This window comes from Xenophilus arseniciresistens, from assembly GCF_028023875.1.
Classification (GTDB): Bacteria; Pseudomonadota; Gammaproteobacteria; order Burkholderiales; family Burkholderiaceae_C; genus Xenophilus; species Xenophilus arseniciresistens.
Genome location: NZ_JAQIPB010000001.1, coordinates 650,170 through 665,120 on the forward strand (window position 1 = coordinate 650,170; position 14,951 = coordinate 665,120).

Annotated in this window: 11 protein-coding genes; 5 read left to right on the plus strand and 6 right to left on the minus strand. The window is 67.1% G+C overall.

The genetic code is table 11. The features are described from left to right. Positions 1-24 precede the first annotated feature (24 nt). The gene (locus PGB34_RS02795) at positions 25-513 is read left to right on the plus strand and encodes a thermonuclease family protein (RefSeq protein WP_271426542.1); all 489 of its coding nucleotides are present in this window, start codon (positions 25-27) and stop codon (positions 511-513) included. Here the strand turns inward: PGB34_RS02795 and PGB34_RS02800 are convergent. Then, positions 505-1,830, minus strand: coding sequence for a hemolysin family protein (locus PGB34_RS02800; RefSeq protein WP_271426543.1), 1,326 nt, complete (start codon positions 1,828-1,830; stop codon positions 505-507). The two genes, PGB34_RS02795 and PGB34_RS02800, sit on opposite strands and share 9 nt — an antisense overlap. Positions 1,831-1,876: 46 nt before the next feature. Here PGB34_RS02800 and PGB34_RS02805 point away from each other — a divergent pair, with 46 nt between their 5' ends. Next, complete coding sequence (locus PGB34_RS02805; protein WP_271426544.1) at positions 1,877-2,719, plus strand: symmetrical bis(5'-nucleosyl)-tetraphosphatase; 843 nt, start codon at positions 1,877-1,879, stop codon at positions 2,717-2,719. 77 nt (positions 2,720-2,796) lie between these two features. Here the strand turns inward: PGB34_RS02805 and PGB34_RS02810 are convergent, their stop codons facing one another. The 5 genes from PGB34_RS02810 to PGB34_RS02830 form a co-directional block, all read right to left on the minus strand. Further along, positions 2,797-4,251: a DEAD/DEAH box helicase gene (locus tag PGB34_RS02810; RefSeq protein ID WP_271426545.1), complete on the minus strand. Its 1,455-nt coding sequence runs from the start codon at positions 4,249-4,251 to the stop codon at positions 2,797-2,799. 134 nt (positions 4,252-4,385) lie between these two features. After that, entirely contained in the window at positions 4,386-5,264 is an 879-nt protein-coding gene (gene ypfJ, locus PGB34_RS02815) for a KPN_02809 family neutral zinc metallopeptidase (RefSeq protein WP_271426546.1), read from the minus strand. Positions 5,265-5,393: 129 nt separating this feature from the next. Further along, entirely contained in the window at positions 5,394-5,963 is a 570-nt protein-coding gene (gene dcd, locus PGB34_RS02820) for a dCTP deaminase (protein ID WP_271426547.1), read from the minus strand. A gap of 53 nt (positions 5,964-6,016) precedes the next feature. Beyond that, the gene (gene guaD / locus PGB34_RS02825) at positions 6,017-7,300 is read right to left on the minus strand and encodes a guanine deaminase (protein WP_271426548.1); all 1,284 of its coding nucleotides are present in this window, start codon (positions 7,298-7,300) and stop codon (positions 6,017-6,019) included. A 118-nt stretch (positions 7,301-7,418) separates the two neighbouring features. Further along, positions 7,419-8,507 carry a BMP family ABC transporter substrate-binding protein gene (locus tag PGB34_RS02830; RefSeq protein ID WP_271426549.1) on the minus strand — a complete coding sequence of 363 codons (1,089 nt, stop codon included), beginning with the start codon at positions 8,505-8,507 and terminating at the stop codon, positions 7,419-7,421. A gap of 210 nt (positions 8,508-8,717) precedes the next feature. Between PGB34_RS02830 and PGB34_RS02835 the strand changes: the two genes are divergently transcribed. From PGB34_RS02835 to PGB34_RS02845, 3 genes are all read left to right on the plus strand, one after another. Further along, entirely contained in the window at positions 8,718-10,010 is a 1,293-nt protein-coding gene (locus tag PGB34_RS02835; protein WP_271426550.1) for an MFS transporter, read from the plus strand. A gap of 36 nt (positions 10,011-10,046) precedes the next feature. Further along, the gene (locus PGB34_RS02840) at positions 10,047-10,538 is read left to right on the plus strand and encodes a hypothetical protein (protein ID WP_271426551.1); all 492 of its coding nucleotides are present in this window, start codon (positions 10,047-10,049) and stop codon (positions 10,536-10,538) included. A gap of 421 nt (positions 10,539-10,959) precedes the next feature. After that, positions 10,960-14,727, plus strand: coding sequence for a hypothetical protein (locus PGB34_RS02845; RefSeq protein ID WP_271426552.1), 3,768 nt, complete (start codon positions 10,960-10,962; stop codon positions 14,725-14,727). Positions 14,728-14,951 lie beyond the last annotated feature (224 nt).

Here is a 14,951-nt window from a genome sequence, read left to right on the forward strand (position 1 = left end):
CTCGCCCCTGGCCAATCACCGCCCATGCCCATCGCCACCACCACGCTGCTGTGTCTCGTGCTCGCCGTCCAGGACGGCGACAGCCTGCGCGTGCGCTGCGATGCGCAGCCAGCGGTGCAGACAGTGCGCCTCCACGCCATCGACGCCCCCGAGCACGGCCAGCCCTGGGGCCGCCGCGCGCGGCAGGCCTTGCGTGCGCGCGTGCAGGGCCAGCGCGTGGCGCTGCACTGCGTGGACACGGATGCCTATGGCCGGCGCGTGTGCCAGGTCATCAAGCCCGCCGCAGCGGGGCACGCGGCTGAAGATGTGGGCCTGGCCCAGATCGAGGCCGGCCTGGCCTGGTGGTACCGCGCCTTCAGCCAGGCGCAGGATGCGGCCGGCCGTGCGCGCTATGCCGCCGCCGAAGAGGCCGCGCGGGCACGGCGCATCGGGCTTTGGCAAGACGGCCCTGCGCGCGCGGTGCCGCCCTGGCGCTGGCGCCACGAGGCGCAGCGCCAGAACGCCTCACAGTGAGGGGTCGAAGGACTCGGGCTTGGCCGCCGGCTCAGGCCGGGCGCGCACGCGGTCGATGCGCCGGCCTTCCAGCGCCAGCACCTCGAACTGCCAGCCCGCGCATTCCACGCGCTGGCCCACGCCGGGCAACTGGCCCGACACGGCCATCAGCAGGCCGGCCACGGTGTTGTAGAGCCCGCGGTCCTCGTCGGGCAGCTCTCGGATCGCCAGCCGCGCGCGCAGCTCCGACACCGGCATCAGCCCGTCCAGATCCCAGCTTCCGTCCTCGTGCGGCCGTGCCCAGGCATCGGCCGGCACGCCGGGCTGCAGCTCGCCGGTGATGGCTTCCAGCAGGTCGCGCGGCGTCATCAGGCCCTGCACCACGCCGTATTCGTCCACCACGAACACCATGCGGCCGGCGCGGGTGCGGAACTGCTCGAGCAGCTCCATGCCCGACAGCGTCTCGGGCACGAAGGAAGCCGCCTGCGCCACATCGCCCAGCGTGTCCGCATGCCCGCGGTCCAGCTGCAGCAGTTGGGCCACGCTGACCACGCCCACCACGTCATCGAGCGAGCCGCGGCACACCGGGTACCAGGAGTGCACGAGGTTGAGCTTGGCCGCCTCGGCCACCTGGGCCAGCGCCTGGCCCACGTCCAGCCCGGCGTCCATCCATTCGATGTCCGAGCGCGGGATCATCAGCGAGGACAGGCGGCGGTCGTCCAGATGGAACACGTTGCGCACCATCTGGTGCTCGTGCTGCTCGATCACGCCGGCATCCACGCCCTCTTCCAGGCTGGCCGAAATCTCTTCCTCCGTCACGGCGCGCGCGCCGGTGGCGTCGATGCGCAGCAGCCGCAGCACGCCGGCCGTGGCGCCCGAGAGCAGCAGCACGAAAGGCTTGGCGCCCTTGGCCAGGCCGCGCATGGGGCGCGAGATCCAGCGCGAGACGGGCTCGGGGTAGAGCTGACCGATGCGCTTGGGCACCAGCTCGCCAAAGAGGATGGAGAAAAAGGTGATGCCCGTGACCACCACGGCCGTGGACACCACGCTGGCGACGCCGGCACCCATGCCCATGCCTTCCATTCGCAGCGCCAGCGGGCCGGCGAAGGCGGCCTCGCCCACGATGCCGCTGAGCATGCCGATGGAGGTGATGCCGATCTGCACCGTCGACAGGAACTGCGTGGGCTCCTCCATGAGCTTGAGCGCCGCGGCGGCGCCGGCATCCCCGGCTTCGGCCAAAGCCGCCAGACGCGCACGGCGGCTGGTGGCCAGCGCCATTTCAGACATGGCGAAGATCGCGTTGCAGGTGGTCAGCAACGCCAATAACAGAACGTCCATCGAAGGGGACGAAGGCGCGGACGCACCTTCTGGGGAGAATGCGGAGATGGCACTCTATCTCATCGGCGACGTGCAGGGCTGCGACGCAGCCCTCGGCCGCATGCTTCATATGCTGGATTTCTCGCCCAGCCGCGATCAGCTCGTGCTGCTGGGCGACCTGGTCAACCGCGGCCCCGATTCAGCGGCCGTGCTGCGCCGCGTGCATGCGCTGGGCGGCGCCGCCCAGAGCCTCTTGGGCAACCACGACCTGCACCTGCTGGGCGTGGCCCATGGCGTGCGCAAGCCCGGCCGGCGCGACACCCTGGCCGGGCTGCTCGCGGCGCCCGACCGCGAGGCCCTGCTTGACTGGCTGCGCCAGCAGTCGATGGCGCTGCACCGGCGCATCGGCGGACGCGACCTGCTGATGCTGCATGCAGGCGTGCTGCCGCAGTGGGACGTGGCGCAGACCCTGGCCTGCGCCGCCGAACTGGAGGCCGTGTTGCGCAGCCCGCAGCTGGGCGAGTTCCTGCACCAGATGTACGGCAATGAACCCGACCGCTGGGACGACGGCCTGCGCGGCAGCGCGCGGCTGCGCGTGATCGTCAATGCCCTCACCCGCCTGCGCCTTTGCACCGCCGAGGGCGTGATGGAGTTCGACACGAAGGACGACGCCGCCAGCGCCCCGGCCGGCTTCATGCCCTGGTTCGACGTGCCGGGCCGGCGCACGGCCGATGCCACCATCGCCTTCGGCCACTGGTCCACGCTGGGCTATGTGTCGCGCCCCGACCTGCTGGCCACCGACACCGGCTGCGTCTGGGGCGGTTGCCTGACGGCCGTGCGCATCGGCAGCACCTTGGACGAGCGCGAGCGCATCGAGGTGCATTGCGAGGCGGCGCAGCAGCCGGGCTGAACACCACCCCCTCCGAGCACAAAAAAGGCGCCTTGCGAGGCGCCTTGTTCCGAGGACGGTCGAAGCCTTCGGTTCGGTCAGTTGGAAGGCTCTGCCGCCTTGAACAGCGCCGCCACCTTGCGCTTGGCGCGGATGTTGGCGGAGGGCGCGCGGGCAACGGGCGCCTTGCCGGCAGCTTCCCAGGCCGCGGGCTGGTCGCCTTCGCTGGCTTCGTAGGGCCGGTCGAAGAAGGGATCGCGCGGCGCAGCCGGCGCACGGTGCGGGCGCGGCGAGCGATAGGCCTCGCGGCTTTCGCGCGGCTGGTCCAGCGCATCGCGGGCGTCGCCGGTCTCGCCTTCCTCGCGCCAGTGGCGGCGGCCGTCGTTGATGCGGCCGCGCGGACGGTCGGCCTCCAGGTCCAGCGGCTCCAGCTCGATCTTCTTCTTGATCAGCTTCTCGATGTCGGCCACCAGCCGCGCATCGTTGCCGCCGCCCGAGAAGCTCACGGCCAGGCCGGAAGCGCCGGCACGGCCCGTGCGGCCGATGCGGTGCACGTAGTCTTCGGCGTTGAAGGGAATGTCGTAGTTGAAGACCGCGGGCACATCCTTGATGTCCAGGCCGCGCGCGGCCACGTCGGTGCACACCAGCAGTTCCACCTCGCCGGCCTTGAAGGCGGCCAGCGATTTCAGGCGCTCGTCCTGGCTCTTGTCGCCGTGCAGGGCCGAGGTCTTGAGGCCGTCGCGCTCCAGCGAACGTGCCAGGCGCGCACAGCCCAGGCGGCTGTTGACGAAGACAAAAGCCTGGGTGAGGCCGCGCTCGCGCAGCACCTGGCGCAGCGCGCGGCGCTTGTCGTCGTCATGCACGCGGAAGAAGCGCTGCTCCACGGTGGAAGCCGTCTCGTTGGGCCGCGCGACCTCGATGGTCACGGGGTTCTGCAGGTAGCTGCCGGCCAGACGCTTGATCTCGGGCGAGAAGGTGGCGCTGAACAGCAGCGTGGTGCGCTGCTTGGGCAGGTACGAAAGGATGCGCTGCAGATCCGGCAGGAAACCGATGTCCAGCATGCGGTCGGCCTCGTCGAGCACCACGTACTCGACCTGGTTGAGCACCGCGTTCTTGGCTTCGATGTGGTCCAGCAGGCGGCCGGGCGTGGCCACCAGCACCTCGACGCCCTTCTTCAGCTCGGCCGTCTGCGGCTTCATGTCGATGCCGCCGAACACCACGGTGCTGCGAAGCTGCGTGTACTTGGCGTACTGCTTGATCTGCTGGGCCACCTGGTCGGCGAGTTCGCGCGTGGGCAGCAGCACCAGCGCGCGCACGGGGTGCCGGGCCGGGGAGGTGGAGGCGTTTTCGTGCTTGAGCAGGCGCTGCAGCAGCGGCAGCGAGAAGGCGGCCGTCTTGCCGGTGCCGGTCTGCGCTGCGCCCATCACGTCCTGGCCTGTCAGCACCACCGGAATGGCCTGCGCCTGGATCGGCGTCATGTTCTCGTAGCCCATGTCGGCTACGGCGCGCTTGAGGGAATCCGCCAGCGCGAGGTCGGAATAGAGAGTACTCATGAACCCGCGATTGTCGCATTGCCGCAAAAAGCGGCAGTGGCGGCAGGGCCACAGCGCTTCACCCGCCTGTCACAAAACCACGCCAGGGGCAGGGAAAAGGCCCCGGCAGGGCCTGTCAGGGGGTGCCCGAAGGCTCAAAGGCGTGAGGCGCCGAAGGTGTCGCAGGCCTCGATGCTGCCCGTCTTGTAGCCCGCCGCGAACCAGCGCTGGCGCTGGGCGCTGCTGCCGTGGGTGAAGCTGTCGGGCACCACGGCGCGGCCGGCCGAGCGCTGCAGCGCGTCGTCGCCGATCTTGGCCGCCGCGTTCATCGCCGATTCGATGTCGCCCGGCTCCAGCCACTGCTTGGACTGCTGCGAGTGGTGCGCCCACACGCCCGAGAAGCAGTCGGCCTGCAGTTCCACGCGCACGCTCAGCTCGTTCTGCTGGCTCTGGCTCACACGGCCGCGCAGCGCGTCCACGCGGCCGGTCACGCCCAGCTGGTCCTGCACATGGTGGGCCACCTCGTGCGCAATGACGTAGGCACGCGCGAACTCGCCTGGCGCGCCCAGTTGCTGCTTGAGCGTGTCGAAGAAGCCCAGGTCGATGTAGATCTTCTTGTCGCCAGGGCAGTAGAAGGGGCCCATGGCGCTCTGGCCCGCGCCGCAGGCCGTGGGCGTCACGCCGCGGTACAGCACCAGGCGCGGCTGCTGGTAGCTGGCGCCGTTGGCCTGGAAGACCTGGCCCCAGACCTGCTCGGTGTTGCGCAGCACGGTGGAGACAAAGGCAGCCTCGCGGTCGTCGGCCGGCGGGGCCTGCGCCGGGCCCTGTTGCTGCTGCACGACCTCGGTCGGTGCACCGCCTGAAAGCAGGCCGAGGATGGTGAGTGGATTGACGCCGAAGATCAGGCCCGCAACCACGGCAACGGCCACGGTGCCCAGGCCGATGCCCCGGCCGCCGATGGGAAACCCACCGCCGCCGCCGCTGCCACGGCGGTCTTCCACGTTCTCGGATTGTTCGTTGCCTTCCCAGCGCATGTCTTGGCTCCATGCAGCGCCCCGAAGCGCCGCCGTGCGCGCGATGGTACGCCCTGCCGTTGCGGCCCGAACCCCACGCCGCCAGCAAGCGGAATCGGCTTACACGCCGCGAAGCGGCCTGGGGGGTGCTTACGTCTTGGGCAAGGTGACGCCGTGCTGGCCCTGGTACTTGCCGCCGCGGTCTTTGTAGCTGGTCTCGCAGACCTCGTCGCTTTCGAAGAACAGCACCTGGGCGCAGCCCTCGCCTGCATAAATCTTGGCCGGCAGCGGCGTGGTGTTGGAGAACTCCAGGGTCACATAGCCCTCCCATTCGGGCTCGAAGGGGGTGACGTTGACGATGATGCCGCAGCGGGCATAAGTGCTCTTGCCCAGGCAGATGGTCAGCACGTTGCGGGGGATGCGGAAGTACTCCACCGTGCGTGCCAGCGCAAAGCTGTTGGGCGGGATGATGCAGACGTCGGCATTGATGTCCACGAAGCTCTTCTCGTCGAAGTTCTTCGGATCGACCACCGTGCTGTGGATGTTGGTGAAGACCTTGAACTCGGGTGCGCAGCGGATGTCGTAGCCATAGCTGCTGGTGCCGTAGCTCACGATCTTCTGGCCCTGCGGCGACTGACGCACCTGGCCGGGCTCGAAAGGCTCGATCATGCCGTGCTGCTCGGCCATGCGGCGGATCCACTTGTCGCTCTTGATGCTCATCTGCGCTTCCTCGGTAGGGCCGGCATTCTAGGTGGGCCCCACTGCGGCCCCGCTCAGCGGCCGGCGACGTGCGTGCGCTCGATCAGGCGGTCGTCGCCCAGCACGATCAGCGCGAACAGCAGCTCTTCCAGCGAATCGGCACGCGCGCTCTTGCGCGCCAGCAGCGGCGTGGCCTGGGGGTTGAGCACCAGGAAATCCGCTTCGCAGCCCGGCTGCAGGTTGCCGATGGTGCCGGCCAGGCCCAGCGCCTGCGCCGCCCCGGCCGTGTGCAGCCACCACAGGCGCGAGGGCGCCAGGCTCAGGCCCGGCTTGGTCTGCCCTTCGCGGCCGATGTAGTAGGCCGCCAGCATGGTGTGGAAGGGGCTGAAGCTGGTGCCACCGCCCACGTCACTGGCCAGGCCGTGGCGCATGTGCGTGCGCTGCGCACCTTCGAAGTCGAAGAAGCCGCTGCCCAGGAACAGGTTGCTGGTGGGGCTCACGGCCGCGGCCGTCTTCGTGTCGTGCATCAGTTGCCGGTCGGCGTCGTCGAAGTGGATGCAGTGCGCGTACACGGCGCGCTCGCGCATCAGGCCGAAGCCGGCGTACACGTCCAGGTAGGAGCGCGCCTTCGGGAACAGCTCGCGCGCCCAGCGCACCTCGTCCTTGTTCTCGGCCACGTGCGAATGGATCCAGGTGTCGGCGTACTTCGCGGCCAGTTCGCCCGCGCCGCGCAGTTGCGCTTCGGTGCTGGTGGGCGCGAAGCGCGGCGTGATGGCATAGCCCAGCCGGTCCTGTCCGTGCCAGCGCTGGATCAGCGCTTCGGTGTCGATCAGGCTCTGCTCGGTCTGGTCGCGCACGCCATCGGGCGAATGCCGGTCCTGCAGCACCTTGCCGCCCAGCATGCGCAGGCCGCGGCGCTGCGCCTCGCCGAAGAAGGCATCGACCGAGGCCGGATGCGAGGTGCAGAAAGTCAGCGCCGTGCTCACGCCCTGGCGCAGCAGTTCGTCAAAGAAGAAGGTGGCCGCCTCCTGCGCATGGGCAGCCTCGGCAAAGCGCGATTCGGCCGGGAAGGTGTAGTTCTCCAGCCAGGGCAGCAGGCCGTCGGCCGGCGCGCCGATGATGTCCAGCTGCGGGAAGTGGATGTGCATGTCCACGAAGCCCGGCGCCAGGATGCGCCCGGGCAGATGCGTGAGCTGCGCATCGGCATGGCTGGCAGCCAGCGCCGCATGGCTGCCCGCGTCGAGCACGCGCTCACGACCCCGTGCATCGGGGCCGGTGACCAGCAGGCCGTCCTGCTCGTACAGGGCTTGGCCTTCGTCATCGAAGCGAAGCAGGCTGGCGCGGTAGGCTTTTTTCATCGTCTTCTTGGGGAATCAGGGAGAGCAGACGCTCAGGCATGCGATCTTGACGCAGGCCGGCGGCCTGCGCCATGCCTGCATGCGTATGGGGTTCATATGGGCGCCCTGCCCTGCGCCCTCAACGATTGATGCGGCCTTGCACACCTTCAGCCAGCCAGTTCATCTGCTGGATCTGCGCGTCGCTCAGGCTCTGGCCCTTGGCGATCACCACCTTGCCTTCGTTGTCGCGCACATCGGCAGCGGCGCGGAAGGGCTGCAGCCGGCCTTCGCCGATGTCCTTCTGCCGCGCCAGCACTTCGCGCTGCACGGCTTCGGGCACCTTGGGGCCGAAATCGCCCACGCGGATCATGCCCTCGCGCACGCCGCCCCAGACCGAGCCCGGCTTCCATCGGCCTTCCAGCACCTCGCGCGCGCGCTGCGTGTAGTAACCGCCCCACTGGTGCGTGACGGCCAGCACCTGCGCCTGCGGCGCCACCTTGCGCATGTCGGAGTGGTAGGCGATGGCGAGCTTGCCGCGCTCCTGCGCGGCCTGCATCACGGCCGTGGAGCCGGTGTGGAAGGCGATGACGTCGGCGTCCTGGTTGAACAGGGTCATGGCCGCGTCGCGCTCCTTGGGCGGGTCGAACCAAAGGTCGAGCCAGATCACCTTGACCTGCGCCTTGGGGTTGACCGAGCGCATGCCCAGGGTGAAGGCGTTGATGCCCTGCAGCACCTCGGGGATCGGAAAGCCGGCCACGTAGCCTGCGACGTTGCTCTTCGTCATGCGGCCCGCCGCGATGCCGGCCAGGTAGCGGCCTTCGTAGTAGCGCGCGTTGGCCGTGGCCACGTTGGGCGCGGTCTTCAGGCCCGTGACCGATTCGAAGCGGACCTCGGGGAAGTCCTTGGCCACCCGCAGCGTCGGCTCCATGTAGCCGAAGCTGGGCGTGAAGATCAGTCCGTGGCCCTGCTGCGCGAGGTCGCGGATCACGCGCTCGGCGTCTGCGCCCTCGGGCACGTTCTCGACGGTGGTGCTGCGCACGCGGTTGCCCAGCGCGGCTTCCATGGCCTTGCGGCCATCGTCATGCTGGCGCACCCAGCCGGCATCGCCGATGGGCGCAACCTGGACGAAGCCCACCTTGAGCGGGGGCGCCGAGCCGGGTGCTTGCTGTGAAAAAACGGGGGAGAAAAAACAGGCGGCCGCGAATGCGGCTGCGAGGTTTTTGTACATGGTGTTCCTCTACATGGCCCCGGAATGAACAAAGAAAAACGCTGCAGCCGGGGCACTGCAGCGTTGAGGCCGAAATTGTAGAGGCCTCGGCGAGCACATGCCGACGCCAGGGCAGCCAGGGGTCTGGGCTCGCGATGGCCCGGGCCGCGCATCGGCAAGGGCGCAATGCCGCGCGCCCGCCCAGAATGGCGCAAACCCCGCACCTGCCGCATGTCATCCGTCGCCGCACCTTCCCCATCCGCCCACCAGAAAGAACACGACGAAGGCCCCTGGCGCCGCAACCTCGCGGTGTGCATGTTCGGCTCCTTCACCACCATCGTGGCGATGACCTTGCTGCTGCCCTTCCTGCCGCTGTATGTGGAGCAACTGGGCGTGAAGGCGCACGCGGCCATCGTCCAGTGGTCGGGCGCAGCCTATGGCGCCACCTTCCTCACGGCCGCGCTGGTGGCGCCGCTGTGGGGCCGCCTGGCCGATCTGTACGGACGCAAGCTGATGCTGATCCGCGCCAGCCTGGGCATGGCCGTGGCGATGGCGCTGATCGGCGTCGCGCAGGACGTCTACCAGTTGGTGGGGCTGCGGCTGCTCGCGGGCTTCCTGGGCGGGTACGCCTCGGGCTCGATGCTGCTGGTGGCCACGCAAACGCCCAAGGCGCGCGCGGGCTGGGCGCTGGGTACCCTGTCGTCGGCCATCATGGCCGGCAACCTCGTGGGGCCGCTGGTGGGCGGCGTGCTGCCGCCGCTGATCGGCATCCGCGCCACCTTCTTCGCGGCCGGCGCGGTGATCTTCGTGGCCTTCATCGCCACCGCTTTGCTGATCCGCGAAGCACCACGCCCACGTGATGCCCGGGGCAAGCCCTTGGGCGCAGGCTGGGCCGCCATCCCCGACAAGGGCCCGGTCACGGCCATGTTCGTCACGGGCATGCTGCTGATGCTGGCCAACATGTCCATCGAACCCATCATCACCGTGTACGTGGCCACGCTGGTGCACGATGCCGCGCAGGTCACGCTGATGGCCGGCGTGGTGATGTCGGCCGCCGCGCTGGGCAGCATCCTTTCGGCCGCGCGCCTGGGCAAGCTGGCCGACCGCATCGGGCACTGGAACGTCATCGTGGCCTGCCTCGCCGTCTCGGCCCTGCTGCTGGTGCCGCAGGCCTTCGTCACGGCCGGCTGGCAGCTGGTGGTGCTGCGCTTCCTGATGGGCCTGTCGCTGGGCGGGCTGCTGCCCTGCATCGCCGCGGTGATCCGCCACAACGTGCCCGAGAACGCCGCGGGCCAGATGCTGGGCTGGTCGGTCTCTGCCCAGTACGCGGGCCAGGTCGCCGGGCCGCTGCTGGGCGGCTACGTGGGCGGGCACATCGGCATGCACGCGGTGTTCATCGGCACTTGCGTGCTGATGGCGGCGGGGGCGATGGGGAACGCGTGGGTGCAGCGGCGCCGCAGGATCAGCGCCGGCACTTCGGTTCAGGTGATCCGCGCAGGCCGGATGGGCGGCGGCGGGCAGTAGCATGCCGGGTTTGCCCTTGCGAACCCAGATCTGCACATGCCCGACTCCCTCGACGAAGACATCCCCTCAATCCACGAAGATCGCCTCTGGCGCGACAACGGCTGGACGGCCAGCGTCATCAAGAACGAGGATGACGATGGATGGGCGGTGGCGATGACCCTTGATGGTCATGCCGAGCCTGCGTTGGTCGGCCCCTGGACGATGGGGCGCGACAAGAAGAACCCCAAACCGCTGGATGTGTCGGCCTTCAACACGCTGGTGAAAACGGCCAGCGAGGTGCTGCGCAGGCATGAGCAGCATGTGGCCGCGCAGCTGCACAAGGAAGTTCAGATCGAGGTCGGCGGCGCGCGCGTAACGGTCGCGCTCGACATCGAGCCAGATGAAGAGAACCCTGTTGCAACGCTCACGGCCACCGGGGCGGACGGCAGCGCGCTGGCGGCAGTGCGCGTGGGGCCGAACCACCAGCTCAACCGCGCGTCGGCGCAGCGGTGGGCGGAGGCGGGCTACCCGCGGCCGCGCGAGGAATAGGGCGTTAGCGATTCGCTTGAGCGGGTTGCGGCTCTGCATCGCCGCTGCGGTCTGCCACAACGTGGCTGAAGCCCCCGCCGGGATGATCTGAAGCGGAGCAGAACGTCGACGCACGAACTTCCGCTTGGTGCCCGGTGCCGTCGGCGGACCAGGCGGATAGATTGCCCGAGAGCGGCCAGTCGGCTAGGTAAAAACGCCTTCAGGCCACTTCGATCTGCTCAGGCCGTGAGCCTTCGCGGATAGTTACGCCTTGTGTTCACCTTAGCTATTCGGAACATCAAGTTCTGGCTGACCAGTCCCAAAGGACTTTCGACGCTGGACTACGAAGTCCTATCGGCGCCCAAAGAAGCAGACGTCCGAGCCACCGCGTTGCTCCAGAATTCCGGAGCAATTCTCCTTCGCGAACGTCTATATGACCCCAATGATCAGCGTCCCCGTTTCGACCGTACTGCCCCTCACCGCAGAGGGCGCGGTGGATTTGCTGACTAGCCTCTTGAAGGTCGAGTCGGCCTACGCCAAGCTCAGTCCTGCCGTCGTCACGATCTCGAGTCGGCTCACCGTCGCAGATGGCGGCATCGACGCAGAAATTGACGTTCCTGCGGGCGCGCCGGTTCCTGCAGACTGTTTCTTTGCAGCTGGCCTGACGGGCATTCAGCTGAAGTCCGGCATCTCTTTCAAGCCGTGGACGGAGAGCTCAGTCCGCGGAGAGTTGATCGACAAGGCCGGCAACCTCTTCCCCGAGGTGGCTCGCCTGATCGCAAGAGGAGGGCGCTACGTGGTCGTGTGCACGGGGCACGATCTCACCCCTCAGCAGCGCAATGACGCCTGCGAGCGCGTCATCAGCGTGTTCAAGTCTTTGGGCTTGGGAGATTGTGCCGGGATGGTCGACGTCCTGGGGGCCAGCCAGCTGGCAAGCTTTGCCGAGCGTTACCCGGGCATTGCGGCAGGGCTGACCTTCGACACCATCCAGGAAGCTTGGGTGCTCAACGAGTGGGCTCGCGATGCGCACATGAGCAATGCGTTTGAGTCGGCGCCGGCTCAGGCTGAGCTGATCGATCAGATTCGGGCAGGCATCGACGGCGACGCGAAGCACATCCGCGTCCTGGGTGAGCCGGGTTTGGGCAAGACGCGCATGGTGCTCGAGGCCCTGAGGGCGCCACATCTCGCTCCTGCGGTGTTGTACCTGCGCCATGGCGCGCAATTCGGTCAGACGGCGTTGTTCCGACAGTTGCTGAGGACCGGCTGGACCAAGCCTCTCGTGCTCGTGCTCGACGATCTGTCGGAGGGCGACATGTCCGACGTGTGGCGCCATTTGAAGACGCGCTGTGGCGCGCTGAAGTTGATCTCCCTGGACCACGGCCACGACGAGGGAAATGACGACGAGATCGTCCGTCTCCAAGCGCCGCGAATCCCCGACGAAACCATCCGCAAGATCCTCGCCAGCCGAGTGGGCGAATCCGATGGACTGAGGCGTTGGGTCGAAATCTGTGAAGGCTCGCCGCGCGTTGCGCACGCGGTTGCAGAGAATCTGGCGGCAAATCCCGCTGATTTGCTGCGGCCACCGGCAACCATCCCGCTCTGGTCGCGGTTCCTGCACGGCTATGGAGCACAGGAGGGCGCAGCGTCAAGGCAAGTTGACTGCGTGGCTCACCACCTAGCCTTGTTCAGTCGATTCGGATTTGAAGACCCCGTCTCGGATGAGGCTGCTTACATCGCGGGGCTGGTGCACAAGGTGGATCAAACGATCGGCTGGGCACGTTTCCAGGAAATCGTCCAGAGCCTCCGGTCTCGACGCGTTCTGCAGGGCAGCCGAACTCTGTTCTTTGTTCCAAAAGCGCTCCACATCTACCTTTGGAAGCAGTTCTGGACACGCTACGGGCGAGGCTTTGATTTCGTGTCGGTCTTTGAGACCATGCCCGCATCGCTCCACGCCTGGTTCTTGAACAAGTTCAGGTTCGCCGAAGGAAAGGATGCTGCGTTCGTCGTCGAGCAGATTCTGAAGCCGGAGGGCGTCTTCTCCAGCCGTGCGGTGCTGACTTCGGCGACGGGATCACGATTTCTGTCCACCTTGGCTGAACCCAACCCGGCCGCTGTCTTGCGCCTGCTGGAGAACACGGTGGCTGCGTGGTCGGATGCCGAGCTCGCGGAATTCAAGTCGGATCGCCAGAACATCGTTTGGGCCCTTGAAAAGATCGCCGTTTGGCCGCAGTACACCGTGAGGGCTCTGAATGCTTTGGCGCGCTTTGCGGTCAACGAAAACTCGGACTACTCGAACAACGCGACCGGCACGCTGCTGGGGCTCTTCCTCATCGGACCCGAGGCCGCTGCGACGGAGGCTAGTCCCGAGCAACGGCTGCCCGCCCTGCTTACGATGCTCAGAGGGAGCACAGATGCCGAACGGCTGCTCGGTCTCAAGGCAATGGGATCAGCCTTGAATGCAGGCGGCACGGGATTTCGGACCGTGGGGCCAGAATACCAAGGACTCCAGCCGCGAGCGAAGCTGTGGCGTCCGGCCACCTACGGCGACTGGTGGCAGGCGCACCTGCTCTATTTCCGCGCGCTGGTCGACGAGACCGCGACATGGCCGGCGGCACTGCGGCCGCAAGTTTGCTCAGCCCTGCTCGATGCTGTGAGTCATCAGATCCGCCTGCAGCCCTGCGCCGAGCTCGCGTTTCAGGTCTTGGAGCAGTTGACCTCTGACAGTGCCATGGCATCTAGCCAGCTGAACAATTTCTTCTGGCGCTGGCAGGATCGCGACACGGACGAGCAACACGCCGAGATCAAGCAGCGCATCCGACGTTTGGCCCGTCGCTACGCGCGTCGCGACCTGGCCAGTCGCTTTCAGCGCTACGTCCTCGACGTGGATTGGCTCGAATGGGAGGAGGACTTCCGCGAAAGGCGCAAGCTGGCGCCGACGCATGCGAAGGCTCTGGTTGCAGCGCTCGCGCGGCGCGTGGCCGCGAACCCGCTTCGCCTGGCTGAGATATCGCATTTGCTGACGCCGACCATCCAGAGCCCGGCGATCTGGTACTTTGGCGAGCAACTGGCTGCGGGCGATACGCATAACGACCTGCTTCGCCCCCTGACAGAATCGGCCCGCAAGTCTGGCCATGTCACTTGCCTGAATGGCTATCTGACGGGCATGACGACGCAATCGCCCGAGCGATTTGGCGCCTGGTTGGCGGAGATGTTCCAGAGCCAGGACACGGCAGCGCTGGGCGCAGAAGTGATCCTGCGGTCGCCGTACGCTGACGCCGACTTCGAACGTTGTCTCGACGCCCTGGAGTCGGGTTGGATAGACCCTTCGCCGTTCGGCCTGCTGCAGTTCGGCGGGGCAATGAAAGCCTTGCCGCTGTCACTCGCGGAGCGGCTGTTCCGGTCGCTTCGCGCGCAAGGGACTCCCGAGGCGTTGCAAATGCTCATTGGGTTGATGAATGCGGGCGCGCCAGATCAACCCTTGCCCTGCGGCCCGGAGTTCATCTTTGCCATTGCGGTGGAGACCATTCCCGGCCCCCGCGTCCTGGGGCATCACTTCGGCTACAGCTGGAGTCGCGCTTGCGAAAGATTGGTCAAGGAGGCGCCTTCTCTTGCCATGCCGTTGCTTGAGGCGATCCTTGTTGCGATGGGCAATGAATTCAGGCTGAGTTACGACAACACCGTCGAGGAACTGGTAAAAAAGTTGGTTCCCCTGGATCCCGAAGGAGCTTGGCAGGTCACGGCCAGACAATTCGAGGGCACTCTGCCGAAGTGGCGAAGTGATCTGTATCACTGGCTGAAGGGCGGGATCGGCACGATGGACGAACGCGAACCGCGAGGCCCCATTGCCTCCATGCCGGAGCACAGCATCTTGGCTTGGATCGAGGTTGACCCCAACGAGCGAGCCGCGTTGATTGCGCATGCGGCGCTTCCTACGCTCGATGATGAACACGGCGGCAAGCTGACGCGGCAATTGCTGATCAGGTACGGGCACATCTCGGGCGTTAAATCAGGCATCAGTGCGTCGTTCCATTCGGGAGGCTGGATGGGCCCTGCAAGCCTGCATCTGAAGGGCCGCAGAGACACCTTGCGCAGATGGCTGGCCGCTGGATTCGAGTACCCCGTGGCGCAATGGATCGAACAAGAGATCGAAGGTCATGATCGCGAGATTCAGAGGGAAGAAATCCGTGAGGAGCGCGATCACTTCGAATGATGCGATCGTGTGATCGGGCAGCCTTGCAGGCGACGATCGCTGCGAACTGGCATTGAGTTGGCGGTCGGGCGCCGTCCGCCGTCCACTTTTCCCGATGCACCGCTATCGGGGCGTTGATTGCGCAGGCACGCCCATGTCGTCCCAGAGCGGTCGCTGGCGAGTTTCTGCTCTTGGCCGGAAGCCTCCTATCACAGCGCGCCCAGTACCCCACCCATTTCAGTCAA